We start from the raw sequence: 25,452 nt of genomic DNA on the forward strand, positions 1-25,452 counted from the left end.
CTGGGGTGATCTGCGCCGACTGCATCGCCCGCGCGCGGGTCCCCAGCGCCGCGCCGCGCTGCGGGCCGCGCTCACCCCCGCCTGGAGCTAGCCGCCGCCAGCCTCTGGGTGACCCACGAACTCCCGGCTCGTTCGTGCGGTCAGCCGAGCGCGTCGGACCAGTCCGCCAGCCGGGCGAAGTCCTGGGCCGTCAGGCCGACCTTCGGGTCGACGTGGTGGAGCAGCGCCGGGCCTGGGTGGTGGGCTTCGACCCAGGCCCGGTCGGCGTCCGTGATCAGGTCGTCGACCCAGGCGAACGGGCGGCCCTTCGCCCAGGCGACGATCTGCGGGGTCTTCCAGAACACCCCGCCGCCCGGCTCGGGCCGCGGCTCGGACCAGGGGATGTACGGCAGGCCGGGCAGCCCCAGCAAGGGACCGATGAAGGCGTTGGCCTCCTCCTGCCACGTCGTCGCCCACGCCAGGTCGAAGGGCAGCGCCGCGAGGGCCGGGCCGTGGGCCGGGTTGAGCCAGACCCGCAGGGGCTTCGGCGCCTTGTGGGGAAGGCCCCAGGCCGTGAGCCGACGGCGCTCGGCCGCCTCCCAGCGCGGCGTCATCAACCGGTGGGTCTCGTAGCCCTCGGGCCGCCGGTAGGGCTTCGCCGCGCACGGGTTCAGCGGTCCGTCGACGTCCACCAGCAGCAGCGGCCGCATCGCCTCGCCTCCTCCGGGATCGTCCCCGCACGCTACCCGGGCGGAAGGAGGAGGCCCACCGGATTTCCGGCCGCCGTGCATGCGGGGCCTGGGCTCAGCCGATGCTGAACGCGCCGTCCGGTGGGGGTGGGGAGTCGGTGGCCTCGGCGTCGGTGACCGGGGCGGTCCGGCCGACCAGGTCCGCCAGGTCGTCCCCGTCGGTGAGCCGGGCGGGGAAGATGTCGCCGGCGAGCAGCCGGGTCAGCTCGGCCACCGGCAGGGGCGCCGTCGAGCCGGCCAGCAGGATGTTGCCGTACCGGCGTCCGCGCAGCACCGGCGCCTCCGCCACCAGGCAGACGTACGGGAACACCGCCCGCACCGTCGCCGCCTGCGCCTTGGCGAAGGCCAGTGGCGGGCCGTCCGCCAGGTTCGCCGCGTAGCAGCCGCCGGGGCGCAGCACGGCCGCGGCCAGGCGCAGGAATTCCACGGAGGTGAGGTGGGCGGGGGTGCGCGAGCCGTGGAAGACGTCGGCGATCACCAGGTCCTGCGAGCCGGCCGGGGTCTCGGCGAGGGCCTTCCGGGCGTCGCCGACGGTCGCGGTGATGTCCGCGCCGGGGCCCTGCCAGGGCAGCTGTTCGGCGACCAGTTCCAGCAGCGGTCCGTCCACCTCCGCCACCCGTTGCCGGGAGCCGGGTCGGGTGGCGGCCAGGTAGCGGGGCAGGGTGAGGGCGCCGCCGCCGAGGTGCAGCGCGTCGAGCGGCTGTCCGGCGGGGGCGAGGGCGTCGGCGAGGTGGCCGAGGCGCCGGGTGTACTCGAACTCCAGGTGGGTCGGGTCGGCGAGGTCGACGTAGGACTGGGGGGTGCCGTCCAGGGTGAGCAGCCAGCCGCCGTCCCGGTCGAGGTCGGGCATGAGCTTGGCGAAGCCGAGGTCGGTCCGCCGCCCGACGGGCACCGGCTCGTCGTGCTCGTCGTCCTCGGCGCCCTCGTGCTGCGGGAAGGTCACGCGTGCTCCCCGACGGGCTCGACGTCGAGGTAGGCGGTGAGCCAGCGGTCCAGTTCGGCGAACACCTCGGTGCGGGCCTGCGCACCGGACAGCACCAGGTCGTGCATGCCGCCCTTGATCCGCACGACGGTGACGTGCCGGCCGAGCCGCGGCGCCTGCGCGGCGATGTCGTCGGCGCGCAGGACGGCGTCGGCGTGGTGCAGCGCGCTGTGCCACTTGGTGGTGGAGATGGACCGGGTCGAGGCCATCAGCAGCACCGGCACGTCGATGCCCAGTCCCCGGTGCAGCCGCCGGTGGCCCTGGTGGATCGCCGACAGCCAGCCCGCGTACAGCGGGAAGCTCTCGGGGCGCTTGAGGGTGAGGTCGAAGTCCCACTCGCCCTGGTGGTCCTTGTGCAGGCTGTGGGTGTAGTGCGGGTTGAGCGCGGACGGCAGGACGCGGGTCGGCGCCAGCCGCCCGACCGCCGTCACGGCGGGCCCGCCGAGGGTGCGGGCCGCGGGCCCGACCGGCATCGACAGGAACGGACTGTTGAGGAACAGCCCGTCCACCACCCCGCGCCCGGCCCGGCGGCCGGCCCACAGGGCCCCGATCAGCCCGCCGGTGGAGTGCCCGTTGAGCAGCAGCTGACGGTGCCCGTCCACTTCGCGGATGATCCGGACGGCCTCGTCGATCTCCTCGTCGTACTCGGCGAGGTCGCGGACGAAGTTCGGCGACTGGTGGGGGCGCAGCGAGCGGCCGTACTTGCGCAGGTCGAGGGCGTAGAAGGAGAAGCCGAGCGCGGTGTAGTGGTCCGCGAGGTTGGTCTGGAAGAAGTAGTCGTTGTACCCGTGGATGTACAGCACGGCCCGGTCCGCGCCGGGCACCGGCCGGCGGACGAGTGTCGCGCACACCGCCCCTTCGTCGTCCGGCCGCAGCGTCAGCTCGGCGGCCTCGTAGGGGGCACCCAGGATGTCTTCACGGAACTCCATGAGGGTGACTGTACTGGCTCAACCCTGCTCGTCCCCGGCATCGCCGACCTGCTGGGATGTGATGATCGCAATGCTTTCGGAGAGCGCCGCACAGGCGTCGTCGATGGCACGATCGGCCTGCCGGCGGGCCTCCTCGGCCTCCTCGTGCCGGCCGAGGTCCTCGAACACGGCTCGGAGTGCGGTCCAGGTGCTGCCCTCACCGGTGCGGTCGCCGAGTTCCTGACAGACGGCCAGGGACCGCCGGTGGGCCGCCAGGGCTTCGTCCGCCCTCCCGACGCGCCGCAGGGCGATACCGAGGTTGCGCAGGCTCAGGCTCTCCCCCTGAGGGTTCCCCGTCTCCCGCAGCAGGCGGCCGGCCCGCTCGTGTGCGTCCACCGCTTCCCCGGCCCGGCCCGCCCGGACGAGGGTGACGCCGAGATCGCCCAGCACCAGCGCTTCGTTGTACCGGTCGCCGGCCTCCTGGCAGGTGATCCGCGCCCGCTGATGGACCTCGATCGCCTCGTCGTAACGACCCCGGAGGCTGAGGATCTGGGCGACGCAGCCCCAGGACATCCCTTCGCCGCTCCGGTCACCGAGGTCCCGGAAGACCGTTGCCGTCCGGCGGAACGTCTCGTCGGCCTCGTCCAGCTGTTCCGCGTCGATCAGCAGGATGCCGAGGTTGAACGACAACCGGGCCTCCCATCGCGGGTCGCCCCGGCCGTGCACCAGGGTGAGGGCGTGCCGGGTCGCGGCGATGGCCGGCTGCCGCTGGTGCAGGCTCGCCAGGACTTCGGCGAGGTTCGCGTAGGCCGAGGCCTCCCCTTTCCGGTCGTCGACCTCCTGGAAGATCTCGCCGGCGGTCAGCAGGGCCTCCATCGCCTCCTCGAACCGGCGGGCCCGGCCCTGTGCGAAGCCGAGGTTGTGCCACGCCGTCGCCTCCTCGGACCTGATCCCGACGGCGAGGGCGGCGGACAGCGCCGCCGTCGTCATCGCGACGGCGTCGTCGTTCCGGCACCACCGGACCAGATGGCCGACCAGCGCCGAGGACAGCGGCATCGCCACCGAGGGAAGGCCGATCGCCGCCGCCAGACGCACGGTCACGACCAGGTTGGCGCGCTCGCACTCCAGCCACGCCAGGGCCTCGCCCCGGTCGCGGAACCGGCCGGGGCCCGGCCTTCCGGGAAGCGCCTCGATCTCCTCGTCGGCGGCCACGGCCGTCTGCGCGTAGTGCACCAGCAGGCGCTGCAGGGCGCTCCCGCCGGCCGCCCGGTGGCGACCGGCGTGTTCCAGGGCGTAGTCCCGGACCAGGTCGTGGAGGTACCAGCGGCCGCCCGCCGTCTGTTCGACCAGCGCGCTGCCGACGAGCCGGGCGAGCCGGGAGCGGACCTCGCGGACCTTCCCGTCGGCCAGTGCGGCGGCGGCCTCGGTCGAGATGTCGGGACCGAGGTTGAGGGCCAGCAGCCGGAACAGCTCCGCCTGCGGCTCGGTGAGCCTCCGGTACGAGCGGTCGAGCACGATGCGGATGCCGACCTCGCCGTCGTCCAGGAGGTCGAGCCGGGCGGCGTGATCGGCCAGGTCCGTGCCGAGCTCGTCGGAGCGGAGGTGCGGGTCCAGGACGAGCTGGGCGGCGGCGAGCCGCAGGGCGAGCGGGAGGCGGCTGCACAGCTCCGCGATGCGACGGGCGGCCGCCGGGTCGGCCATGACCCGCTCGTCGTCCGCGCGGGCGGCGCGGACGACGGTGTCGAGGAGGGCGACGGCCGCCTCGGGTCCGAGGACGCCGAGGCGGTGGAGGCGGGCGCCGAGGCCGGGGAGGGTCTCGCGGGAGGTGACCAGGAGGCGGTGGCGGGTGGACGGCGGCTGGAGGAGGCGGACCTGGTCGGCGGCGGAGGCGTTGTCGGCGACGACCAGGACGCCGCCGCCGTGCTGCTCCAGCCGGGCGCGGTAGAGGGCGGCCCGGGTCTCCGGATCCGGGGGGATGTGCTCCGCCGGGACGCTGAGGGCGCGCAGCAGGGTGTCGAGGGCCTGCCCGGCCTCGACCGGGGTCTCGTCGTAGCCCCGGAGGTCGACGAGGAGGGCCGCGGAGAAGTGCTCGGCGTCCAGGAGGGCATGGCCGACGGCGATCGCCAGCGTCGTCTTGCCGATGCCGCCGAGGCCGGTGACCGTCACCGTCGGCGGGCCGTCCGTGGTCAGCAGGGCCCGGAGTTCGGCGAGGTCCTGTTTCCGTCCGGTGAAGGCGGAGGGGAGCGGCGGGAGGCCGGCGATGGTGGGCGGCCGGGGGGTGACCGTCACATGCGCGGTGTGCGCCTGGACGACCGGGCCGTGGAAGTTCCCCCCGCGAATGCTGTTGTGCACCCGGTCAGGGTAGCCGCCCGCGCCTCCCGGCCGCTTCTCGTGCGCCTCCTGTGCGCCGGTGGTTCTGTGGAACGCTTCCCGGACAGACCAGGCGAGTTGGGGAGTTTGCATGCAGCACGGGCATACCGATCCGTCGCTCTACCGTTCGGCCGCCGAGGCGATCGCCGCTCCGCCGGAGAAGCTGGCGTACGTGGCCGGGTTCGACCGGTCGGGGCAGCAGCCGGACGCACTGCTGAGCGTCGACACCGATCCGGACTCGGCGAGCTACGGGAAGGTTCTGAACTTCGCCGAACTGCCCACGCTCGGCGACGAGTTGCACCACTTCGGCTGGAACGCCTGCTCCAGCGCCCTCGCCCACGCCTGCCACGAGAACCCCGAGCGGCGCTACCTGCTGCTGCCCGGGCTGCGCTCCTCCCGGCTGCACGTCCTGGACACCCGGCCCGACCCGGTCCGCCCGCGCCTGGTGAAGACGATCGAGGCCGAGGAACTGGCCGCCAAGGCCGGCTACTCGCGCCCGCACACCCTGCACTGCGGCCCCGACGGCGTCTTCCTCTCCTGCCTCGGCGGCGCCGACGGCGAGGACGGGCCGGGCGGGGTGGCGCTGCTCGACCACACCACCTTCGAGGTGCTGCGCCCCTGGGAGACCGAGCGCGGTCCGCAGCACTTCGCGTACGACGTCTGGTGGCACCTGGGCACCAACGTGGGCATCACCAGCGAGTGGGGCACCCCGTCGATGGTCGAGGACGGGGTGGTGCCGGACCTCCTGCTCGGGCGCAAGTACGGCCACGCGCTGCACTTCTGGGAGCTGGACTCCGGGCGCCACCTCCAGCGGGTGGACCTCGGCGACCAGTACCAGATGGTGCTGGAGCTGCGCCCGGCGCACGATCCGCAGGCGGAGTGGGGCTTCGTCGGCGTGGTCACCAACGTCGAGGACCTCTCCTCCTCGGTGTGGCTCTGGTACCGGGACGGGCCGGCGTTCACCGCGCGCAAGGTGATCGAGATCCCCGCCGAGCCGGCCAAGGCCGAGGACCTGCCGCCCGCGCTGCAGCCGTTCGGCGCGGTGCCGCCGCTGGTCACGGACATCAACCTGTCGGTGGACGACCGCTGGCTGTACGTCTCGGCGTGGGGCACCGGGGAGCTGTTCCAGTACGACGTCTCGGACCCGTTCCACCCCCGCCTGGCGGGCTCGGTGCGGCTCGGCGGGATCGCCGCCCGCACCCCGCACCCGGCGGAGCCCGGCCGTCCGCTGAGCGGGGCGCCGCAGATGGTGGAGATCAGCCGGGACGGCCGGCGGCTGTACCTCACCAACTCGCTCTACGGCGCCTGGGACGACCAGTTCTACCCGGAGGGCATCGAGCCCTGGATGGTCAAGCTGGACGCCGACCCGGAGGCCGGCGGGCTGAGCGTCGACGAGCGCTTCTTCCCGCACGGCGCCGACTTCCGGGGCCTGCGCGTCCACCAGACCCACCTGGCGGGCGGCGACGCCTCCTCCGACTCCTACTGCTACCGCTGACCGGCCGACGGAGCGGACGGCCGCCCGGTCGGCGGCCGCCGGTCCGACGGCCGTCCGGCCGGCGTCACCGGAACAGCGCCTGGTCGAACCGCACCTGCGTGGACGGCAGCCCGGCCGCCGCCAGCCGGGTGCGGACGGAGCCGACCATGCCGATCGGCCCGGTGACGCAGGCCAGGTGCTCGCGCCAGTCGCCGGCCGAGGCGACGGTGTCGGCGAGCTCGCCGACGGTGACCGGGGTGACGGTCAACCACGGCTTGTGCTGGCCGAGTTCGGCCAGCGACTGCCAGTCGTAGAGGTCCGCGCGCTCCCGGGCGCCGACGAACAGGTGGACCCGGCGGCCGGTCGGCCGGCTGGTGGTCTGCTGCTCGATGATCGCCTTCATCGGGGCGAGGCCGGTGCCTCCCGCGACCAGCAGCAGGTCGCGGGCGTCGTCGTCGGGCAGCAGGCTGCCGCGCGGCGGGCCGAGGCGCAGCCGGTCGCCGACGGCGATGTGCTCGACCAGGGCGGCGCTGACCCCGCCGGGGCCGGTGCGGCGGACGTGGAACTCCAGCTCGTTGTCGGCGCGCGGGGCGCAGCCCATCGAGTACTGCCGCCAGGTGTGCGGCAGCGCCGGGTGCTCGACGGTGCCGTACTGCCCGGCCCGGTACGGGTACGGCTCGCCGGTGCGCACCCGCAGCACGGCGAGGTCGGGGCGGCGGCGTTCGTGGCCGGTCACCACGGCGTGCCAGTACGGGGGTTCGGTGAGCGCGGAGTCGGCTCCGGCCACCATCGCGCCGACGGCGAAACGCAGCATCCGCACCCAGGCGCCCTCCAGGTCCTCGGTCCAGCGCTCGCCGGCCCGGTGCCGCACGGCCGCGCACAGGGCCTCCTCGAAGGCCTCGTAGTGCACCGGCCGGACACCCAGCTTCCGGTGGTCGCGGCCGAGTTGGCGCAGTGTCTGCTCCAGTTCGGCCGGGCGGTCGAGGTGGTCGATCAGGTGGTGGAAGATCCGTTCCAGGTGGAGCTGCTGGAACTCCATCGAAGCGGGGAAGAGCGGTCGCAGATACGGGCGATGGCTGAACATCACCGCGTAGAGGTGGTCGATCAGATCCGCGAGCGGGGAGATCAGGTCGAGGTCGCGCCGGATCAGGTGCTGGTCGGCGGCGCCGTCGTAGCCGCCGTCCTCGCCGTACGCGCCGTACCCGAAGTCGCCGCCGCCCGAGGAGGACGGGGCGAGGAGTTGGCGTCGCAGGCGCATCGCGTGATGGCGGGCGATCAGGCGGTCGTACTCGGCGGTGGCGGTGGCGGTGCCAGTGCTCATGCTGCTGTTGTCCATGTCCCGTCCAGTCAACTGCCGGGTCGCCGAGCGCGAGAAGGGCCGATCGCCCCGGAGGAACCCGGGACCATCGACCCCTTGCGTTGGTACGTGTGGACCGGGATGGTTCTCGGCCACCGCGGACCGGACCGCCCGGAAGAGCCGGTACGGCCCCGGAAGGGCGGGCACGACCCCGGAAGGACAGCGGCCGAAGGACACCCGCGGCAGGACGGCCGCGAAGGAACGGGTGCGACGGGCGGGTGCCCCACGCCCCGGTGCTCTCCCACCACCAGGACCCGGGGCACCGCCGTCGTCAGACCCCTGCCCGGTGCGTCTCCCGGCGCTCCAGCCGCCGCTGCCGGCCCTGGCGCAGCGGCTGTTCGGGCAGCCACCCGAAGGTGAGACAGGCGCCGACCACTCCGAGCAGCATCCCGATCACGAAGCCGCCCAGGTTGGAGGTGAGCCAGCTGGCCAGCGAGGCCAGCACGGCGAGGATGGAGTAGAACAGCCGCTGCGCCGGATTGAACAGGATCAGCAGGCCGCACAGCATCATCACCGCCGGCACCAGGTACCCGGCCAGCCCCTGCATCCCGATGTGCAGGATGACGGGCAGCGGGGCCTTCAGGGTGAAGAGGATCTCGGCGCCGCCGAGCGTCACCAGCAGCCCGCCCCAGAACGGCCGCTTGCCCCGCCAGTCGCGCTTGGTCGGGCGCGCGGTCGGCTCGGCGGCGGTGGCCGCCGCGGCCTGGGCGGGCGCGGCCGCCGTCCCCTCGGCGGCCACCCCCTCGGCCCGTGCCGCGGTGCCCTCGCCGGTGCCGGCCGGCTCCGGTACGGACTCCGTCATGGTCAGCAGCCCGTGGAGCTGAAGCTCAGCCGCAGGTTGGGCAGCTTGAACCCGACGGCGGTGCTCGCGTAGTTGTGCTGGTTCAGGTGGGTCAGGGTGACGTGGTCGGCCTGCTGGCCGAAGACACCGGCACCGCCCTTGCCGACCGGGCCGGCCTTGGTGTAGGTGCTGGCGTCGCCGCCGATCTCGATGTTCTTGAACTCCGCGTCACCGGACAGCAGGTCGGAGTCGGTGGTGAGGTCGGAGGCGGTGACGGGGGTGCCGCCGTCGCCCGCGTGGATCACCAGGTTGATGCCGCCGAGGTCGACGCTCTGGCACAGGTTGGTGATCTCGGCCTTCTTGATCGCCGACACCGCGACCAGCACCTGACCGCCGGTGGAGCCGGCGTTGGGGCTGTCGGGGATCATCGAGTCCAGCGCGCCGAACTGGGCGAAGCCCTCGCCGTCCAGCTTGTCCGCGGTGATGGTGAACGGCATTCCGGAGATGGAGAACTGGGCGGCGAGCACGCCCTGGGCGGTGAGCGCCATCAGGACGCCCCCGGCGGCGACGGCCGGGACGGCCATCAGGGCGGTGCGCTTCAGCCGGACCCGTCCTCTTCTCGGCCCGCTCGGCGTCTGCGGGGTCTCGGCCGCCGTGGCGGCGTCCTCGGACATGGCCATGTGTGTGCTCCCTGTGGGTGGATGGGTCTGCAGGCACTTGGCACGTTGTCCTGGCGCGGACAGCGTTCCCCGGGCGCGACCGGGCCGTCCGCCCCTCGGCAGCGGGGCGGGTCCGGTCAGCACGCGGTAAGTAACTGGGAAGCTACTGCCCGGTATTGGCCGGGTCAATACGGGTGCACGAAGGGATCTTCACCAATCGGCGACCCGCTTCGGCCAGTCCCGCACCCCCATCCTCTCGGCCGCTTCCGCCGGGCCGAGGAACGGCGACAGACAGAACATGCTCAACACCGGTAGCAGTTCCATCAGTTGTTCGGTCCGGCCGGAGTCGATCCACCGGTAGATCGCGCTGTAGACGCCGCCCACCACCGAGTCCACCATCTCCTTCGAGTCGACCCCGCCCGGCAGTTGGGGCACCTCGTCGAAGAACGCCCGGAACCTGGTCAGCAGTTGGGCCCGCTCACGTCGGCCCGCCGGGCCGACCGCCTCGACCTCGATCACCGCCATCGTGGCGAACGCCGGTGTTCCGGCGAGAAGTTGGAGCATCGCACCGAGCGCCTTCCGGATGCCCCGGCACCAGTCGGATTCGGCCGTGAAGGCCGCCGCCATCCGCCGGATCACCACACCGGTGCCGTGCCGGTGCGCGGCCAGGAAGGCGTCCTCCTTGCCGCTGAACAGCTCGTAGAAGACCGGCCTGGTCACGCCCGCCGCGCGGCAGATGTCGCTGATCGTCGCGTGCTGGTAGCCGCGCTCGGCGACGGTCCGCACCAGGCCGTCCAGCAGCCGCTCGCGCTGGGTCGCGGCGACCACGCCGGCGGGCAGCCGGCGCGGCCCGGGCTTGATCGAGCGGGCCGGATCGCGGCCGGTCCGGGCGCCCGGCAGCAGGACCACGTCGGCTCCACGGAGGTTCTTCCGATCCATCACCAACTCCTGTGTCCTGTATTGACATTGACGGAACACTGGGTTTACAACACTGACAGGTTTCCAACCGGTGGGCCAGCAGGCCCCCACCGGCCGGACCTCCGGAGGCTCCGGGGAGCCCGGACGAACGCCCGGGCCACGGGACCACGGCGGAGACGGGGCGCGACGGCGGCAGCCGTCGACGTGCCCCACGGCACCGCACGTCCCCGACCGAACGGCGCGGTGCCGTTGGTGTTCCACGCCGCCGTCCGTACGCACGACCGTGCCACCGCAACGCCGCACCACCACCGCAGGACCGTGCCACCGCAATGCCGTACCACCGCACCGCCGTACGCCCACCCTTGCGTACGTCCGCACCGCCGTACCGAGCGGGCGGGCCCGTGGCGCCGGGCCCGCCCGCACGCCGGCCGGTGCCGAAGCCCGCGGGGCGCTGCCCCGGCACCGGGCCACCGGCGCCGAACCACCGGCACGAAGCCCTCCGGTACGAAGCACTCCGGTACGCCATGCACCTCCCCCGTCGTGCACACCACCACACCCGCACGCGGGGATTCCCCCACCCGTCCGTCGGACGGAGAGAGGCACCCTCATGCGCATCAGCCGCACCCTCGCCACCGCCGCCCTCGCCGCACTCGCCCTCACCGGCGCGGCCGTCGCCCCCGCCCAGGCCGCCGGCGCGGTCCTGACCACCGGCAGCCCGACCGGCCCGGCCGTCGCCGTCGGCGACGTACTGACCGCCAACCTGGTCTCCGGCACCTCCGCGACCTTCTACAACAGCGCCACCGGGACGACCGGCGTCAAGTGTGCCGCCTCCTCCTTCTCGGCGACGGTGACCTCCAACCCGGCCGCGCCGGGCAGCGCCACCGAGCAGCTCAACACCCAGACCTTCGGCTCCTGCACCTCCAACGTCATCGGCGTCACCGGCGTCAAGAGCGTCACGGTCACCAGCCTGCCGTTCACCAACACCGTCAGCGACGGCCCCGGCAACCCGGTCAAGCTCACCCCCGGCGCGGCCGGCGTGATGGGCACCACCGTGGTGCTCAACACCATCCTGGGCAGCATCAGCTGCAACTACCAGAACACCACCGGGATCAACGGCACCACCTCCAACACCGGCAACACCATCGGCTTCACCGGCCAGCCGTTCGCCCTGGCCTCCGGGCCGAGCCTGTGCTTCGCGACCGGCTACTTCAGCGCCACCTACGGCCCGGTCCTCGACACCTCGGTCGCCGGCAGCCCGGCCCTGTTCGTCAACTGACGCCAGGGCCCTCCCGGCCCGTCCCGTCGGCGGCGGCGTACGGCACCCTCACCGGGCCGTGCGCCGCCGCGCCGACCGCTCCCCCGGCACGCCCCCGGCCCCGGACGCCCACCCCCGGGACAGCGAAGTGACCGGCCGGTAGGGTGGCGCCGCACGGAGACGGCGAACCGGAACGGGGCGAGCGGATGAGCGACAACGGCACGGGTTTCTTCACCTCGGTGGCGGACGCCACCGAACAGCTGGCCGCCACCGGCTACCTGGCCTCCACGGCCGTGGCCACCACCGTCTTCCTCGCCGACCGGCTCGGAAAGCCGCTGCTGGTCGAGGGCCCGGCCGGGGTCGGCAAGACCGAACTCGCCAAGGCGGTGGCCGCGATCGGCCACGCCCGGCTGGTCCGGCTCCAGTGCTACGAGGGCATCGACGAGGCCCGCGCGCTCTACGAGTGGAACCACGCCAAGCAGTTGCTGCGGATCACAGCCGGCCGCGACGAGGGCTGGCAGGAGGCCCGCACCGACATCTTCGGCGAGGAGTTCCTGCTCACCCGCCCGCTGCTCACCGCGATCCGCGGCGAGGAGCCGACGGTGCTGCTGATCGACGAGATGGACAAGGCCGACGTCGAGGTGGAGGCGCTGCTGCTGGAGGTGCTCAGCGACTTCCAGGTCACCGTCCCCGAGCTCGGCACCATCACCGCCACCCGCCGCCCCTTCGTCCTGCTCACCTCGAACGCCACCCGCGAGCTCTCCGAGGCGCTGCGCCGCCGCTGCCTCTTCCTCCACCTCGACTACCCCGAGGCCGAGTTGGAGCGCCGGATCGTCCGCCTCAAGGTGCCCGGCCTGGACGGGACGCTGGCCGAGTCGCTGGTCCGGGTCGTCGGCGCGCTGCGCGCGATGGACCTGCGCAAGGCGCCGTCCGTCGCCGAGACCATCGACTGGGCCCGCACCCTGCTCGCCCTCGGCGCCGACACCCTCGACGGGACGGTCGTCCGGGAGACCCTCGGGGTGATCCTCAAGCACCAGGACGACGTCCGCAAGGCCGCCCAGAAGCTCACCCTCGCGTGACGGCGCCCCCGCGGGCCGACACCGCCGCCCGCCTCACCGGCCTGGTCCGCGCCCTGCGCGGGCACGGCCTGCGGATCGGCCCGGCCGAGACGGTGGACGCCGCCGCCGTGCTGGAGGTCCTCGGTTTCGCCGACCGCGAGCAGATGCGGGCCGGTGTGGCCGCGGCCCTGCTGCGCTCGGAGGGCCAGCGGGGCGTCTTCGACGCCGCCTTCGACCTGTTCTTCCCCCTCGGTGTCGGCACCCCGGAGGCCGTCCGGGCCGACCCGCCGCCCGTCCCCGACGACCCCGAGCCGCCGCGCTTCGGCCGCCCCGACCCGCTGCGCGAGCAGCTGCGCGAACGCCTGGCCGCCGCGCTGGCCGACGACGACCGCGCCGCCCAGGCCCGGCTGGCCGGCGAGGTAGTGGAGGCGTTCGGCCGGTACGGCGCCGGCGGCACGCCGGGCTCGGACGGCTGGTCCGCCCAGCAGGCGCTCGGCCGGCTCGCCCCCGAGACGCTGCTCGCCCGCGTCCTGGCCGCCCTGCGCGAGCGGCGGAGCGCCCCGGACCTCTCCGACCTGGTGCTCGCCGACGAGATCCGCCGCCGCATCCAGGACTTCCGCGCCCTGGCCGCCGGCGAGGCCCGCCGCCGGGTCGCCGAGCTGCGCGGCCCCGAGCGGATCGCCGAACGCGCCGTCGCCCCCACCGCCGACCTGGTCGACTTCCTCTACGCGGGGCGCGACCAGCTCGCCGAACTGCGCCGCACCGTCCACCCCTTGGCCCGCAAGCTGGCCACCCGGCTGGCCGCCCGGCGCCGCCGCGCCGCCCGCGGCGAGATCGACCTGCGCCGCACCCTGCGCCGCTCGCTGAGCACCGGCGGGGTGCCGCTGCGCCCCGCGTACCGGCTGCGCCGCCCGGCCCGCCCGGAGCTGGTGCTGCTGTGCGACGTCTCCGGCTCGGTGGCGGGCTTCGCCGACTTCACCATGCTGCTGGTGCAGGCGATGAGCGAACAGTTCAGCAAGGTCCGGGTGTTCGCGTTCGTCAACCGCACCGCCGAGGTGACCGGCCTGCTGCGCGGCGGCGACGACCCGGCCCGCCTGGCCGCGCGGATCCTCGCCGAGGCCGGGGTGACGGGCTACCACGGCAACAGCGACTACGGCGCCGCGCTCGGCGAGTTCGCCGAGCGGCACCTGGACGCCGTCGGCCCGCGCACCTGCGTGCTGGTCCTCGGCGACGCCAGGAACAACCAGCGCGACCCCAACGCGGACGCGCTGCGCCGGATCGCCGGCCGGGCCCGCCGGGTGTTCTGGCTCAACCCCGAGCAGCCCTCGCTCTGGCCGACCGGCGACTCCGCCGCCCTCGTGTACGCGGGCGTGGTGGAGATGCACTCCTGCCGCAACGCGCGCCGCCTCGGCGAGCTGATCGCCCGCCTGCTGCCGGTCTGACGCCGGTCCGACGGTGCGGGGCGCCGGTCGCGGCCCCCGTCCCCGGACGGCCGCGACCGGTGCCCCGGGGTCTACTTGTCGACGTGCGCCAGGAAGTCCAGCAGCGCCGCGTTGACCTCGGCCGGGCGCTCCTGCTGCGTCCAGTGCCCGGTCTCCGGCAGCCGGACGTGCCCGTGCAGCCTGGGCACCCGGCTCAGCAGGTGGTCCAGCACCGGGCGCGGGACCATCGCGTTGACGAGGTCCTGCTCCCCCACCACGAAGAGCGCGGGCACGTCGACCGTCACCCCGGTGAAGGCGGCCAGCAGTTCGGCGTTGCGGTCGAGGTTGCGGTACCAGTTGAGCCCGCCGGTGAAGGCCTTCTCGCCGTGCGGGGCGTAGTCGGCCTCGAAGGCGTCGAGGTCCGCCTCGGTGAGCCAGTCCGGCAGGCGTTCCGGCTCCGGGAGGCTGTCCAGCAGTCCCTGGCCCTCGGGGACGATCCACACGCGCGGCGTGCCGTCCGGCGACTTCGCGGACAGGATGCGGCGCAGGCTGGTCCGGACGTCCGCGGCCAGTTCGGCGTCGGCCCGGCCGGGCTCCTGGAAGTAGACCTGGTAGTAGCCCTCGCCGAAGGCCGCCCGGGCGGCCTCCAGCGGCGGCGGCCCGCCCACCGGCAGCGGCGGCACGCTCAGCCCGGCCACCGCGCGCACCAGGTCCGGCCGCAGCGCCGCGGTGGCCCAGGCCACCGGCGCGCCCCAGTCGTGCCCGACCACGACCGCCCGTTCCTCGCCGAGCGCGCCGATCAGCGCCGTCACGTCGCCGACCAGGTGCAGCAGGCTGTACTGGTCCACCCGCTCGGGCCGGTCGCTGCGGGCGAATCCGCGCTGGTCCGGCGCGACGACCCGGTAGCCGGCCTCGGCGAGCGGCGCGAACTGGTGGCGCCAGGAGTACCAGCTCTCCGGAAAGCCGTGCAGCAGCAGGACCAGCGGGCCTTCGCCCTGCTCCGCGTAGTGCAGCCGGACGCCGTTCACCTCGATCTCGCCGTGCTTGATCGCGTCGTTCAACTCGCCACTCCCCATCCGGTGAAGACATGCCGTCACTTCCGACCCTGCCCAGCCGACCGCCCCCGGAACCCCGCCGGCTCCGGGCGGCGGAAGCGGCCGAGGCCGCCCCGGAATCCCGGGACGGCCTCGGTCTTGAAGCAGTTGACGTAGCGTCAGTTCACGGTGTAGCTGTACGGGATCGCCGCGAGCACCGAACCGGTGGTGTTCAGGACGTTGTTGGCGGTGGCCACGCCGGTCGGGCCGGACACCAGGTACAGCACGCCCTTGACGGTGCTGCCCTTCGGGCCGGTCGGGGTCAGCGTCACCTGGAGCGAGCCGGTGGCGCCGGGGGCGACGGTCACCGGGGTGGCGGCCGCGGCCGAGGCGTTCACCGAGGCGGCGTACGGGTCACCGGTGCTGGAGGTCAGCGCCGGGTCGAAGGCCTGGGTGTGCGCGGTGGCCGTGATGGTGGAGGTGCCGGCGGGCGCGGAGCCGCTGCCGAACGGGCCGATCTGCTGGACGAAGGTGCCCCAGGTGCCGGGGACGACCGGCTGCTCGGCGGTGCCGTTGTCGGTGACCACCGAGACGGTCGAGCCGTCCTGGGCCTTCTTCAGGTCGCCGAACAGGTCCGGCGAGCCGGTGGTGGCGCTCAGCTCGATCTGCGCCGGCGTCGAGGACGCCGCCACGGCCTTGAGCCGGTCGGTGCCCGGGGGCACCAGGAAGGACGGCACCGCGGAGCTGAGGCTCAGCGGCAGGCTGACGGTCGCCGAGGCGCCCTGCGGCACCAGCGCCAGGTCGACCCGGCGGTCCAGCCGGCCGTCGGCCGCGATCCGCTGGGTCGCGACGGTGTTGTTGGTGTAGTTCACCTGGACGGTGACCGGCTTGCCGGCCGCCAGCTTGGTGCGGGCGTCGTTCGGCAGACCGGCCGCGGTGGCCTGGTTCTGGTTGAACGCGACGGTGCCGGCGAAGTCCTGGGCGAGCTCCTGGCCGCTGACCGGGCCGAGCACGTTCAGGACGAAGCGCCAGCGGCCGGCGGCCGGGTTGACGGCGGTGGCCGAGACGCCGTTGCCGGTGCCGGACAGGTTGCCCTGGGCGTCGAACTGCCCGTTGCCCTCGATGTCGACCGGGGTGCCGTTCGGGCTGATCAGCGCGCCCTGCATGAGCAGCTTCGGGTCCTTGCCGACGGTCACGCCGACCCGCAGGTCCTTCTGGCCCTTCGGGACGTCGAAGGCGTACGCGAAGCTCTGGGTCGGCGAGGCGCTGCGGCCGTTGCCACCGGTGACGGTGCCGGTGAAGGTGCCCTTGCCCTGGTTGACCGGGACGAGGCTGCGCAGCACGACCGGGACGCTGGTGGTGTTGCCGTTGGAGCTGGAGACCAGGACGGCCTCGCTGGAGTCACCGCTGGTGGCCGGGGTGGTGAGCTGGACCTTGAGGGTCTTGGTCTGGCCCGGCTTCAGGTCGGTGGTGTTCGGGCTCACGGTGCCGGCCGGCACCGCGCGCTGGGTGGCGGTGCCCAGCTGGACGGCGCCGCTGTAGCCGGCCTTGCCGGCCGGGGTGTAGAGGATCGCGGTCCACTCGCCGGCCACCGGGTGCGGAACGTCCACCAGGCCGAAGTTCGCCGGGGTGGCGCCGCCCTGCGGACGGGTGTTGGTCTCGAAGCGGCCCGAGGGGTCGAGCAGCGTCATGCGGACCACCGGTCCGTTGGTGACCGGGTTGGGCGCGCCCTGCCAGGCGATCGAGGCCGCGAGGCGGTCGGCGCCGGCCGGGACGGTGAACTTGACCTGCTTCTGCACCCAGTCCGCGCCGTTGGTCGCGTACTTGAAGGTGTCCTTCGAGGACGGGTCCAGCTGGACGGTCTGCTGGTTGCCCGACTGCGGGGCGAAGCTGCGGGTCGCGGCGCTCACCGTCTGGGTGGTGTCACTGGTGTTGGTGACGGACACGTCGGCGGTATGGGTCGAGCCGGGGGCGCCGGCGATGTCGACCTGGCCGGTGTTGACCACGACGGTCTTGGCGCCGTCGGTGCCGTCCCCGTCGTCGTAGCCGCGGGCGGCCTCGACGGCGGCGCGGACGTTCAGCAGGCCGGCGCCCTGCTCCTCGGCCGGCACGCCGAGGTCGGTGGCGGTGCCGGTGAGGAACTTCTTCACCAGCGCCGGGGCGGGCGAGTCGCCGCCGTGGGTGTCGCGGTAGGCCTGGATGACCAGGGCCGCGGCGCCGGTGACGAACGGGGCCGACTGGCTGGTGCCGCCGAACGGCTGGATCGGCGAGGGCTGGCCGTTGTAGCCCGTGCAGTCGGTGTACTTGCTGGTGTCGGGCGTGCACAGCGCCCAGTCCGACTCGCCCGGGGCGACCAGGTCGACGGTCCGGCCGGCCTGGGTGAAGCCGCCCGAGGAGAGCGCGGAGATCCGGCTGTTGCTCCAGGTCCGGTTGGAGAACTGGGAGGCCGCGTAGCCGGTCTGCTGGTAGTTCTGGTTGTCGGTGGAGGCGCCGACCGCGATCACGTACGGGTCGGTGGCCGGGGTGCCGACCGTGCCGCTGATGCCGGCGTCACCGCTGGAGACGGCGACGGTGACACCGGCCTTGACGGCCTGCTCGTTGAAGAGCGAGATGGTGTCGTGCGCGCCGCTGTCCGGGGTGACGTTGCCGCCGAAGGACTCGTTCAGCACGTCGACGTGGGCGACCCGCACCGCGTAGTCGATCGACTGCAGGATCGAGGAGTTGGACATCATCTCGCCGCCGGCCTTCAGCGCGACCAGGTCGGCGTCCGGGGCGAGGCCGCGGATGCGGATGTTGCAGCCGGCCGGGAGCGGGTGCGAGGAGTTCACGAACTTGGAGACGTCGTAGACCTGGCGGCCCTGGGCGATGACCGCCGAGGCGTCGCCGAAGGCCTCGGCCGCACCGGTCGGCGCGTCCCAGCCGTCGCCCGCGAAGTCCTGGTAGTCGACCACGGCGTGCGAGCCGTCGGCCCGGATGAAGTCCGGGTTGTTGGGGTCGAGGCCGTCGGCGATGTAGGCGACCTTGACGCCCTTGCCGGTGGCCAGGTCCTCCACGCCGGGCTTGCCGTTGCCGGTGACGGCCCGGGTCGAGTAGAGGCCCTCGGGCTCCAGCAGCGGCTTGCTCGGGTCGGAGGGGCAGACCGTGTTGGTCGCGTTCTCCTCCGCCCCCTGGCCGTTACTGCCCGAAACGGCCTGCGGAGCGGCATCGGCCTTGGGCGCCTTGGCGCCGGCGGCGGCCGCGTCCTTGGCCGCCTTCGCCTTTCCGGCGGCTGCCGGGGCGACCTGGACCTGGGCGTCGGCCACCACGGTGGAGACGGCCGGGTCCGCCTGGAGCTGGGCGCGCAGGGCGGGGCTGACCGTGGCCGAGAAGGCGTTGCCGACCACGAAGCTCTTGATGTCGGTGCCGCCGGCCGCCTTGACCTTCTTCAGCAGCGGCGCCTGGGCGTCGGCGGTCTTCTGCTGCCGGGCGCCGAGGTGGCCGTGGTCGGCCGGGGCGTCCGCGATCTGGTCCTTCAGAATCACGATCACCGGCACCGGGGCCCCGTCCGCGGACGCCGCCTGGGCGTTCTGCGGGTCGGGGGCCGGGGCCGCGCTCGCCATGGTCCCGAGGCTCAGGACCATCGACGCGGCGGTGACCGTGACGGCCGCCGCCAGCTGGGTTTTCCGCCAGCCGATCATATAAATCCTCTCGTCAGATGGATAGCTGACGCATTCCAACGCACCTGAGAGGATCACGACAAGGGGGTAAATCCCCATCAGAAAGTAAAGTTGACCATCAATCAGTAAAATTCACGGAGGAAATCGGGCCGAATCATCATCTTTCAGCCGATCGGCCCTTACCGGCCCCGGAGCGACTCCACCGCGGGAAGGGCGGTGGCGGCTCCCTTCCCGCGCCACCGCCCGGCGAAACGACCTGCCCGGCGAACCGGCGCGTCCGGCTCCTGCCGAGACCGCCGCCCACCCGCCGTCCGGTCCGCCCGGCCCGCCCGGCCCGCCCCGGTCAGTACCCGGCCAGCCGCTCCTGAACGTCCGCCAGGTCCTCGGCGGTCGGCGCGTCGTCCTGGGTCAGCCGGTGGCGCCAGTAGCCGGTGAAGTCGACGGACGCCTTCGGCACCCCGCGCTCCTCGACCAGGTGGCGGCGCAGCGCCCGGACCGCCCCCGCCTCGCCGGCCAGCCAGGCGAACGGCCGGCCCGGCGGCAGCTCGGCGGACCGGACGGCCCCGGTCAGCACGGCGCCCGGGGCGGCGCCGTCCCGGTGCAGCCAGTGCACGGCGAGGCCCTCCGGCCCCTCCAGCGGCTGCCGCTCGGCCTCGTCCGCGACCTCGACGTACGCCACCGCCGGCACCCCGGCGGGCAGCGCCCCGACCAGCGTCGCGAGCGCCGGCAGCGCGGTCTCGTCACCGGCCAGCAGCACCCAGTCGGCCGCCGCCGCGGCCTCGGCGAACGGGACCGGCGGGGCGTACAGCGCGGAGGGGCCGACCATCCCGAGCCGGTCCCCCGGCGCGGCCCGCAGCGCCCAGGCGGCGGCCGGCCCGGTGTCGCCGTGCAGCACGAAGTCGATCTCGACCAGCCGGGTGCCGGGGCGCCGGCCGCGCAGGGTGAAGCCGCGCAGCAGCGGGCGCCGCTCCTCGGGGATCGCCAGGTAGGCCCGGTACCAGCCCATCGGGTCGTCCTGCCGGGCGGGCAGTACCGGCTCGCGCTGGCCGGGGCGGGGGAAGCAGAGCTTGAGCTGCTGGTCGGGGGCGGTACCGACGGCGTCGGGCAGTTCCTCGGCGGCGAAGGTGATCCGGGCGGTGCGCGGCGTGATCCGGCGGACCTCGACGACCTCGACGAAGGTGACGGGCAATGTCATCGCGAAACCCCTTCGGTTGGTAACCTTACGGCATAAAGAGTTGCCGCAGGGGCGATACTTTACGCCATAAGGAGATGTCGGATGACCGTCTACGCCGGACAGGGCGACGCCCATCGCTCGCTCGCCCTGCTCTGGGGTGCGCCCGCGGAACCGCGCACCGGGCGCAGCGGCCCCAAGCCGGGCCTGAGCGTGGACGCGATCGTGTCGGCCGGAATCGCGGTGGCCGACGCCGAGGGCATGGCCGCACTGTCGATGCGCGCCGTGGGCGAACGGCTCGGCCGCACCGCGATGGCGCTCTACACCTACGTGCCCGGCAAGGCCGAACTGCTCGACCTGATGCACGACCGGGTGCTCGCCGAGCTCCCGGTCGAACGCCCGACCGAACGCCCCGCCGAATACCCCTCCGAACTCCCCGGTGAGCACCCCGGTGAGCGCCCCGCCGAATTCCCGTCCGGACTCCCCGACGGACTCCCCGACGAACTCCCGGACGACCTCTTTGCCGCCGAGGACTGGAGGGGGGCCGTCACCGCCTGGGCCGAGAACCTGTACGACTGCTACCTGCGCCACCCCTGGGTGCTCCAGGTCTCGCAGGCCCGCCCGGTGCTCGGCCCCGCCGAACTCGCCGCGATGGAGGCGCTGTTGCGCGCGCTGCGACCGGCCGCGCTGGCTCCCCGGCGGCTGCGCGGGGCGGTCGCCGCACTCTGGCAGTTCGTCCGCGGCCTGGCCGCCACCACCGCCGACGCGCGCGGCGCGGCCGCCGCGACCGGCGTCACCGACGAGGACTGGTGGGCCGGCCGCTCCGCCCGACTGGTCGAACTCGCCCCGGACTTCGCGGAACGCTTCCCCCTGCTCGTCGCCCTGCAGAGCGAAGGCGGCGGCGCCCCGGAGGACGGCCACCGGGAGGCCTTCCGCAGCGGGCTCGCCGTGCTGCTCGACGGCATCGCGGCGGAGGGCCTCCCGACGGATCCGCGGTGACGCGGCCCCGGGAGCCGGCCCGAAAAACTTTTTTCCGCAGGCAGGCAACCCGCCCCGTCACCCATCGCGTTCAGCAGCCGTGAGAATGAGACCACCACCGCGGCCGACCAGGCCGCCGCAGCGAACGGGAACGGCACGAGCACCATGGCGGGGACAGCACGATGAGGGACGCGACACCGGACTTCGAGGAGTTCGTCTCCGCCTGCGGACCGAAGCTGCTGCGCACGGCCTGGATGCTGACCGGCGACCGGCACCAGGCCGAGGACCTGCTGCAGACCGCACTGGCCAAGGTCTGGCCCAAGTGGGAGCGGATCGCCCCCGACCGTCCCGAGGCGTACCTGCGCAAGGTCCTGGTCAACTGCCACGTCTCCTGGTGGCGCCGCCGCTGGACCGGGGAACTGCCGCACGGCGAACTGCCGGACCGGCCGTCGCCGGGCGCGGACCCGTACGAGGACGTGGTGGTCGGGCGGGTCGTCGCCCAGGCCGTCCGGGCGCTGCCGCCGCGTCAGCGGGCCGTGGTCGTGCTGCGCTTCTTCGAGGACCTCAGCGTGGAGGAGACCGCCGAGGCGCTGCGCTGCTCCACCGGCACGGTCAAGAGCCAGACGCACCACGCACTGGCCGCCCTGCGCGGCCGGCTGCCCACCCGGGAACTGCTGCTGGACGGAGGACACCGTGACCGGATGTGACCTGCTGGACCCGGACGCGCACGGGCCCGCCGGCGGCGACGAGGAACAGGAGCTGCGGTTCCTGCTCCAGCGGGCCGTACCGGACCTGGACGCCCCCGAGGACCGGATGGACCGGGTCCGCGCCCGCGCCGCCCGCACCCGCTCCCGGCGGCGGACCGCCACGATCGGCGCCGGACTGACCGGCGGGCTGGTCGCCGCGGCGCTGGCGGCCGCACCGGCCGTCGCCCCGGCCCCGGAACGAGGAGCGGCCGCGGGGCCAGCGGCGGCACCGTCCGCCGTGGCCACGGTCCCGCCCCCGGAGGCGACCCTCCGCTTCCCGGCCCTGCCGGACGTGTCCGTCGACGTACCGCACGGCTGGCGCACCCGCGACGGCCTCACCGACGACCCCCGGGACGGTATCGGCTTCCTGGCCACCCACCCGCTCGACGTGAAGTCGTCCTGCCCGGAGGGCGGCCTCTGCGTGCCCGTCGGACCGCTCACCGCCGACGACGCCTTCGTCATGCTCCAACTGGTCGACGACCAGGCCCGGATCCAGCAGGCCGCCGCAGGCCCGGCCACCCTCACCGAGGGCAGGCCCGAGGCGTTCTGCACGACGTACGGCGGCACCCGGCAGCTCGTCGGGCACCGCGTCGTCGTCCGGGGCGGCCGTCCCGCGCTGATCGAGCTGACGGCCTGCCTGCGCGAGCCGTCCGACCCGACACTGCGACAGGTACGCCAGGTGCTCGACTCCCTGCGGACCACCTCCGGAGGCGGCAGCACGCCGGCGAACACCCCGCGCGGCTGATCCGAACTCCCTCCTCCCTCCCCGGCGTTCCTCTCCCGGCTCCTCCCGAAGCCCCTCTCCCCGAGTTCCTTTCCGGAAGCTCCTGTCCCGAAGGCCGAACCGCCATGTCCCTACCCCGTCGCGCCCTGGCCGGGCTGGCGCTGCTCCTCGTGAGCTGCGCGCCCAACACCGCCGCAGGGCCCGTGCCGCCGGCCGCGGCCGTCCCCGACACCCCGGGCGCCCCCGGCGCCCCCGGCGCCCCCGGCGCCCCCGCGCCCGCAGCGCCCACGCCGCACCCCACCGCGGCCGCCGTGGCCGCCCGGCCCGCTCCGCCCGAACTGCCGCGCCGACTGCCCGGGATCGGGCCCCGCCTGCTGGCGGCCGTGCCCGCCGGGACGCGGCAGGCGCTGGTCGTCACCGGCGACGGCCCCGACGCCTCGACCGGCCGCGCCGTCCTCTACCGCGACGACGGCACGGGCTGGCTCGCCGGCCCGACCTGGCCCACCCGCAACGCCCTGCACGGCTGGACCTCGGACCACCACGAGGGCGATCTGCGCTCGCCCATCGGCGTGTTCACCCTCGGCGACGCCGGCGGACGCCTGCCCGACCCGGGCACCCGGCTGCCCTACGACCACACCGACGACTTCAGCATCTCCGGCACCGGTTTCGCGGGCGAGCCACTCGCCGGGGCCTTCGACTTCGTGGTGGCCATCGACTACAACCGCGTGCCCGGCGCCTCCCCGCTCGACCGGCGCCGCCCGCGCGGCGGGCAGTACGGCGGTGGCATCTGGCTGCACGTCGACCACGGCGGGCCCACCCACGGCTGCATCGGCCTGACCCCCGACCGGATGCGCGAACTGCTCCTCGCCCTCGACCCCGCCCTGCACCCGGTGGTGGTCATGGGCGACGCCCCGGCCCTGGCCCGCTGAGGGCCGGGCGCCCGGTGCGGACCCCGTCGGCGGCGGCCGCACCGCGGTTCGCCGCCGCGCCACCGCTCCCCGCCGCCCGGCCGCCCCACCCCACCCCGCTAACCGTGCCGGGCGGCGGGGAGCGTCAGCAGGACACCGAGCACCACCAGGGTCGCGTACCCGGCGATCTCGTGGCCCGCCGGCACCAGGACCCGGACGAAGCCGAACAGCCGGAAGCCCTCGATCCAGGTGGACAACAGGCCCGAGGCGCCGCCGACGATCAACACCGAACCGAGGTAGCCGAGCAGGGTCTTCATGCCCCCGAGCCTAGGAAGGCGGCCGGTCGCCGGACGTCCGACTTTCGGTGCGGACCCGCGCCACCAAAGTCGTCCCTTCCGCACGGTCCGCACGGCTCCGGGCGGCCCCCGGGCTCCGCACGCGTCCGCAGAACTCCGGACGGAGCAGCAGGCCCGGCGGCCCGGCGGCGGCGCGGGTACGTTCGCCGTGTGCAGCCCAAGCGTGAGCAGCAGAAGTCCCCGTACGTCACCAGGGCCGCGGCCGGGACCGCCGCCTGTGCCGCCCTGGTGCTCTCCGTCGCCGCCCCGGCGGCCCTCGCCCAGGACTCCGTCCCCGCCGTCGGCGGGGAGCGGCTCGGCCGCCAGGCCGTCCAGGTCGAGCCGCTCGCCGGAGCGCCGGCCCTGCCGTCCGAACTGACCGGCCGCTCCTGGCTGGTCGCCGACGCGGCCACCGGCGAGGTGCTCGCCGCCCGTGACGCCCACCTGCCGTTGCCCCCGGCCAGCACCCTCAAGATGCTGTTCGCGGACACCGTGCTGCCCAAGTTCGACCGGGGCCTGGAACACAAGGTCACCACGGCCGAACTCGCCAGCCTCGGCGCCGGCAGCAGCCTGGTCGGCGTCAAGGAGAACCTGGCCTACCGGGTCGAGGACCTCTGGCGGGGCGTCTTCCTCAGTTCCGGCAACGACGCCGTCCACGTCCTCTCCCACATGAACGGCGGCATCCAGCGGACCGTCACCGAGATGCAGGAGCGCGCCCGGGCCCTCCAGGCCCGGGACACCCATGTGGTCTCCCCAGACGGCTACGACATGGACGGCCAGGTCTCCTCCGCCTACGACCTCACGCTCTTCGCCCGGGCCGGGCTGCACAACACCGACTTCCGCTCCTACTGCTCCACCCGCACCGCGAGCTTCCCCGGCGGGCTGGACAAGACCACCGGCCGGCGCACCAGCTTCGACATCGCCAACACCGACAAGCTGCTCGGCAAGTACCCCGGCCTGATCGGCGTCAAGAACGGCTACACCACCAACGCGGGCGCCACCTTCACCGGCGCCGCCGAACGCGACGGCCGCACCCTGCTGGTGACGGTGATGCACCCCGAGGCGCAGGGCAAGGTGTACGACGAGGCCGCCAGCCTGCTCGACTGGGGCTTCGCGGCCGCCGGGAAGGTCCAGCCGGTCGGCAAACTGGTCGACGAGCCCGCCGGCCCCTCGCGCTCCCCCTCCGCCGGGGCCGAGGCCGAGGCCGTCGACCAGCTCCCGCCCTGGTCCCGACCGCCGGTGGCCGGCAGCTCCGACTCCGGCTTCGCCGCCGCCGTCTGGACCGCCGCGGCCCTCGGCACCGCGCTCGCCGCCTGGGCCACCGCCCGCACCGCCGCCCGCCGCCGGGCCGCGCCCGCCCCGGCCGTCCCCGTCCCCGCGTACGGCGGGGGCGGCGCGACCTCCGTCGGGGGCGCCACCGGCGTCGGTGGCCGCGGCCGGCACCGCGTGGTCCGCCACGCCCGCACGCTGGTCCGCAGCGCCCGCCCCCGCGCCCGAACCCACCGACCCGGATCCGACTGACCGGCGAGGAGGGTACCCGGCGGGAATGGTCGGACACGCCCTAGACTTCCGGCCATGACCACGCCCGACCCCTCCGCCGCGGACCGGCTCTCCCGGATCGTCCGGCTCTCCTCCGGGAGCTACCTGCTCGTCACCACGTACAAGAAGGACGGCAGCACTGTACCGACCCCGGTGTGGGTGGTGCGTGACGGGGAGGCGCTCGGCGTCTGGACCGTCGCGGACTCCTGGAAGGTCAAGCGGATCCGCAACCGCGCGGAAGTGCTGGTCGGCCCCTGCGACGTCAAGGGCAACCCGACCGGCGACCAGTACCCCGCCACCGCCGAGATCCTCGGCCCCGAGCGCACCGCCGCCTACCGCACGCTGCTGCGCCAGAAGTACGGCCTGCTCGGCGTGCTCACCCTGCTCGGCAGCCGGCTGCGGCGCGGCGAGCGCGGCACCGTCGGCATCCGGATCACGCTCTCGGACTGA

The 25,452-nt window shown here is 74.2% G+C and carries 22 protein-coding genes; 10 read left to right on the forward strand and 12 right to left on the reverse strand.

The window, feature by feature from the left end; translation table 11 throughout:
• Nucleotides 1-140: 140 nt before the first annotated feature.
• From ACFVUY_RS19435 to ACFVUY_RS19450, 4 genes are all read right to left on the reverse strand, one after another.
• Nucleotides 141-689, reverse strand: coding sequence for a hypothetical protein (locus tag ACFVUY_RS19435; RefSeq protein WP_387731350.1), 549 nt, complete (start codon nt 687-689; stop codon nt 141-143).
• 94 nt (nt 690-783) lie between these two features.
• Nucleotides 784-1,578: a spermidine synthase gene (locus tag ACFVUY_RS19440; RefSeq protein ID WP_387731639.1), complete on the reverse strand. Its 795-nt coding sequence runs from the start codon at nt 1,576-1,578 to the stop codon at nt 784-786.
• An 89-nt stretch (nt 1,579-1,667) separates the two neighbouring features.
• Nucleotides 1,668-2,639 (reverse strand): alpha/beta hydrolase, encoded by a 972-nt coding sequence (locus ACFVUY_RS19445; RefSeq protein ID WP_387731353.1) that lies wholly within the window; start codon nt 2,637-2,639, stop codon nt 1,668-1,670.
• Nucleotides 2,640-2,657: 18 nt separating this feature from the next.
• The gene (locus ACFVUY_RS19450) at nt 2,658-4,970 is read right to left on the reverse strand and encodes a tetratricopeptide repeat protein (protein WP_387731356.1); all 2,313 of its coding nucleotides are present in this window, start codon (nt 4,968-4,970) and stop codon (nt 2,658-2,660) included.
• Between the two features lie 109 nt (nt 4,971-5,079).
• On the opposite strand from ACFVUY_RS19450, the gene ACFVUY_RS19455 reads away from it, so the two are divergent.
• Nucleotides 5,080-6,483, forward strand: coding sequence for a selenium-binding protein SBP56-related protein (locus tag ACFVUY_RS19455; protein ID WP_387687191.1), 1,404 nt, complete (start codon nt 5,080-5,082; stop codon nt 6,481-6,483).
• 64 nt (nt 6,484-6,547) lie between these two features.
• Here the strand turns inward: ACFVUY_RS19455 and ACFVUY_RS19460 are convergent, their stop codons facing one another.
• The 4 genes from ACFVUY_RS19460 to ACFVUY_RS19475 all read right to left on the reverse strand — a co-directional run bounded on the left by ACFVUY_RS19460 (nt 6,548) and on the right by ACFVUY_RS19475 (nt 10,198).
• Nucleotides 6,548-7,783, reverse strand: coding sequence for a globin domain-containing protein (locus tag ACFVUY_RS19460; RefSeq protein ID WP_387731359.1), 1,236 nt, complete (start codon nt 7,781-7,783; stop codon nt 6,548-6,550).
• 307 nt (nt 7,784-8,090) lie between these two features.
• Nucleotides 8,091-8,621: a DUF6114 domain-containing protein gene (locus ACFVUY_RS19465; protein ID WP_359900976.1), complete on the reverse strand. Its 531-nt coding sequence runs from the start codon at nt 8,619-8,621 to the stop codon at nt 8,091-8,093.
• A 2-nt stretch (nt 8,622-8,623) separates the two neighbouring features.
• Entirely contained in the window at nt 8,624-9,280 is a 657-nt protein-coding gene (locus ACFVUY_RS19470; protein ID WP_359900974.1) for a DUF6230 family protein, read from the reverse strand.
• A 189-nt stretch (nt 9,281-9,469) separates the two neighbouring features.
• On the reverse strand, nt 9,470-10,198 hold the full coding sequence (locus tag ACFVUY_RS19475; protein ID WP_359900973.1) for a TetR/AcrR family transcriptional regulator: 729 nt from the start codon (nt 10,196-10,198) through the stop codon (nt 9,470-9,472).
• 586 nt (nt 10,199-10,784) lie between these two features.
• On the opposite strand from ACFVUY_RS19475, the gene ACFVUY_RS19480 reads away from it, so the two are divergent.
• The 3 genes from ACFVUY_RS19480 to ACFVUY_RS19490 all read left to right on the forward strand — a co-directional run bounded on the left by ACFVUY_RS19480 (nt 10,785) and on the right by ACFVUY_RS19490 (nt 13,932).
• Nucleotides 10,785-11,453 (forward strand): Tat pathway signal sequence domain protein, encoded by a 669-nt coding sequence (locus ACFVUY_RS19480; RefSeq protein WP_380544167.1) that lies wholly within the window; start codon nt 10,785-10,787, stop codon nt 11,451-11,453.
• Between the two features lie 185 nt (nt 11,454-11,638).
• Nucleotides 11,639-12,511, forward strand: coding sequence for an AAA family ATPase (locus ACFVUY_RS19485; protein ID WP_387731362.1), 873 nt, complete (start codon nt 11,639-11,641; stop codon nt 12,509-12,511).
• On the forward strand, nt 12,508-13,932 hold the full coding sequence (locus ACFVUY_RS19490; protein ID WP_387731364.1) for a VWA domain-containing protein: 1,425 nt from the start codon (nt 12,508-12,510) through the stop codon (nt 13,930-13,932). Before ACFVUY_RS19485 ends, ACFVUY_RS19490 begins: the two co-directional genes overlap by 4 nt.
• 71 nt (nt 13,933-14,003) lie before the next feature.
• On the opposite strand, the gene ACFVUY_RS19495 is transcribed toward ACFVUY_RS19490, so the two are convergent.
• The 3 genes from ACFVUY_RS19495 to ACFVUY_RS19505 all read right to left on the reverse strand — a co-directional run bounded on the left by ACFVUY_RS19495 (nt 14,004) and on the right by ACFVUY_RS19505 (nt 19,796).
• Entirely contained in the window at nt 14,004-14,987 is a 984-nt protein-coding gene (locus ACFVUY_RS19495; protein ID WP_387731367.1) for an alpha/beta fold hydrolase, read from the reverse strand.
• Nucleotides 14,988-15,124: 137 nt separating this feature from the next.
• The gene (locus ACFVUY_RS19500; protein ID WP_387731370.1) at nt 15,125-18,622 is read right to left on the reverse strand and encodes a S8 family serine peptidase; all 3,498 of its coding nucleotides are present in this window, start codon (nt 18,620-18,622) and stop codon (nt 15,125-15,127) included.
• A 322-nt stretch (nt 18,623-18,944) separates the two neighbouring features.
• A complete protein-coding gene (locus tag ACFVUY_RS19505) occupies nt 18,945-19,796 on the reverse strand; it encodes a siderophore-interacting protein (protein ID WP_387731372.1) in 852 nt (283 codons plus the stop codon).
• A gap of 81 nt (nt 19,797-19,877) precedes the next feature.
• Between ACFVUY_RS19505 and ACFVUY_RS19510 the strand changes: the two genes are divergently transcribed.
• From ACFVUY_RS19510 to ACFVUY_RS19525, 4 genes are all read left to right on the forward strand, one after another.
• Nucleotides 19,878-20,771: a TetR/AcrR family transcriptional regulator gene (locus ACFVUY_RS19510; RefSeq protein ID WP_387731375.1), complete on the forward strand. Its 894-nt coding sequence runs from the start codon at nt 19,878-19,880 to the stop codon at nt 20,769-20,771.
• Nucleotides 20,772-20,932: 161 nt separating this feature from the next.
• Nucleotides 20,933-21,457, forward strand: coding sequence for a SigE family RNA polymerase sigma factor (locus ACFVUY_RS19515; RefSeq protein ID WP_387731377.1), 525 nt, complete (start codon nt 20,933-20,935; stop codon nt 21,455-21,457).
• The gene (locus ACFVUY_RS19520; RefSeq protein ID WP_387731380.1) at nt 21,444-22,241 is read left to right on the forward strand and encodes a hypothetical protein; all 798 of its coding nucleotides are present in this window, start codon (nt 21,444-21,446) and stop codon (nt 22,239-22,241) included. Before ACFVUY_RS19515 ends, ACFVUY_RS19520 begins: the two co-directional genes overlap by 14 nt.
• Nucleotides 22,242-22,345: 104 nt before the next feature.
• Nucleotides 22,346-23,149: a L,D-transpeptidase family protein gene (locus tag ACFVUY_RS19525; RefSeq protein ID WP_387731382.1), complete on the forward strand. Its 804-nt coding sequence runs from the start codon at nt 22,346-22,348 to the stop codon at nt 23,147-23,149.
• Between the two features lie 98 nt (nt 23,150-23,247).
• Here ACFVUY_RS19525 and ACFVUY_RS19530 read toward each other — a convergent pair whose 3' ends face one another.
• The gene (locus ACFVUY_RS19530) at nt 23,248-23,445 is read right to left on the reverse strand and encodes a hypothetical protein (RefSeq protein WP_380544189.1); all 198 of its coding nucleotides are present in this window, start codon (nt 23,443-23,445) and stop codon (nt 23,248-23,250) included.
• 189 nt (nt 23,446-23,634) lie between these two features.
• On the opposite strand from ACFVUY_RS19530, the gene ACFVUY_RS19535 reads away from it, so the two are divergent.
• Nucleotides 23,635-24,984, forward strand: coding sequence for a D-alanyl-D-alanine carboxypeptidase family protein (locus ACFVUY_RS19535; protein WP_387731384.1), 1,350 nt, complete (start codon nt 23,635-23,637; stop codon nt 24,982-24,984).
• 54 nt (nt 24,985-25,038) lie between these two features.
• A complete protein-coding gene (locus tag ACFVUY_RS19540; RefSeq protein WP_387731387.1) occupies nt 25,039-25,452 on the forward strand; it encodes a PPOX class F420-dependent oxidoreductase in 414 nt (137 codons plus the stop codon).

The sequence above is a fragment of the Kitasatospora sp. NPDC058063 genome, assembly GCF_042885395.1.
Lineage (GTDB): Bacteria > Actinomycetota > Actinomycetes > Streptomycetales > Streptomycetaceae > Kitasatospora > Kitasatospora lactacystinica.

Coding starts and splice junctions, on each gene's coding strand:
- ACFVUY_RS19435 (WP_387731350.1), bottom strand. CDS start 689: ATGCGGCCGCTGCTGCTGGTGGACGTCGACGGACCGCTGAACCCGTGC.
- ACFVUY_RS19440 (WP_387731639.1), bottom strand. CDS start 1,578: ATGCCCGACCTCGACCGGGACGGCGGCTGGCTGCTCACCCTGGACGGC.
- ACFVUY_RS19445 (WP_387731353.1), bottom strand. CDS start 2,639: ATGGAGTTCCGTGAAGACATCCTGGGTGCCCCCTACGAGGCCGCCGAG.
- ACFVUY_RS19455 (WP_387687191.1), top strand. CDS start 5,080: ATGCAGCACGGGCATACCGATCCGTCGCTCTACCGTTCGGCCGCCGAG.
- ACFVUY_RS19460 (WP_387731359.1), bottom strand. CDS start 7,783: ATGAGCACTGGCACCGCCACCGCCACCGCCGAGTACGACCGCCTGATC.
- ACFVUY_RS19465 (WP_359900976.1), bottom strand. CDS start 8,621: ATGACGGAGTCCGTACCGGAGCCGGCCGGCACCGGCGAGGGCACCGCG.
- ACFVUY_RS19470 (WP_359900974.1), bottom strand. CDS start 9,280: ATGGCCATGTCCGAGGACGCCGCCACGGCGGCCGAGACCCCGCAGACG.
- ACFVUY_RS19475 (WP_359900973.1), bottom strand. CDS start 10,198: ATGGATCGGAAGAACCTCCGTGGAGCCGACGTGGTCCTGCTGCCGGGC.
- ACFVUY_RS19480 (WP_380544167.1), top strand. CDS start 10,785: ATGCGCATCAGCCGCACCCTCGCCACCGCCGCCCTCGCCGCACTCGCC.
- ACFVUY_RS19485 (WP_387731362.1), top strand. CDS start 11,639: ATGAGCGACAACGGCACGGGTTTCTTCACCTCGGTGGCGGACGCCACC.
- ACFVUY_RS19495 (WP_387731367.1), bottom strand. CDS start 14,987: ATGGGGAGTGGCGAGTTGAACGACGCGATCAAGCACGGCGAGATCGAG.
- ACFVUY_RS19500 (WP_387731370.1), bottom strand. CDS start 18,622: ATGATCGGCTGGCGGAAAACCCAGCTGGCGGCGGCCGTCACGGTCACC.
- ACFVUY_RS19505 (WP_387731372.1), bottom strand. CDS start 19,796: ATGACATTGCCCGTCACCTTCGTCGAGGTCGTCGAGGTCCGCCGGATC.
- ACFVUY_RS19510 (WP_387731375.1), top strand. CDS start 19,878: ATGACCGTCTACGCCGGACAGGGCGACGCCCATCGCTCGCTCGCCCTG.
- ACFVUY_RS19515 (WP_387731377.1), top strand. CDS start 20,933: ATGAGGGACGCGACACCGGACTTCGAGGAGTTCGTCTCCGCCTGCGGA.
- ACFVUY_RS19525 (WP_387731382.1), top strand. CDS start 22,346: ATGTCCCTACCCCGTCGCGCCCTGGCCGGGCTGGCGCTGCTCCTCGTG.
- ACFVUY_RS19530 (WP_380544189.1), bottom strand. CDS start 23,445: ATGAAGACCCTGCTCGGCTACCTCGGTTCGGTGTTGATCGTCGGCGGC.
- ACFVUY_RS19540 (WP_387731387.1), top strand. CDS start 25,039: ATGACCACGCCCGACCCCTCCGCCGCGGACCGGCTCTCCCGGATCGTC.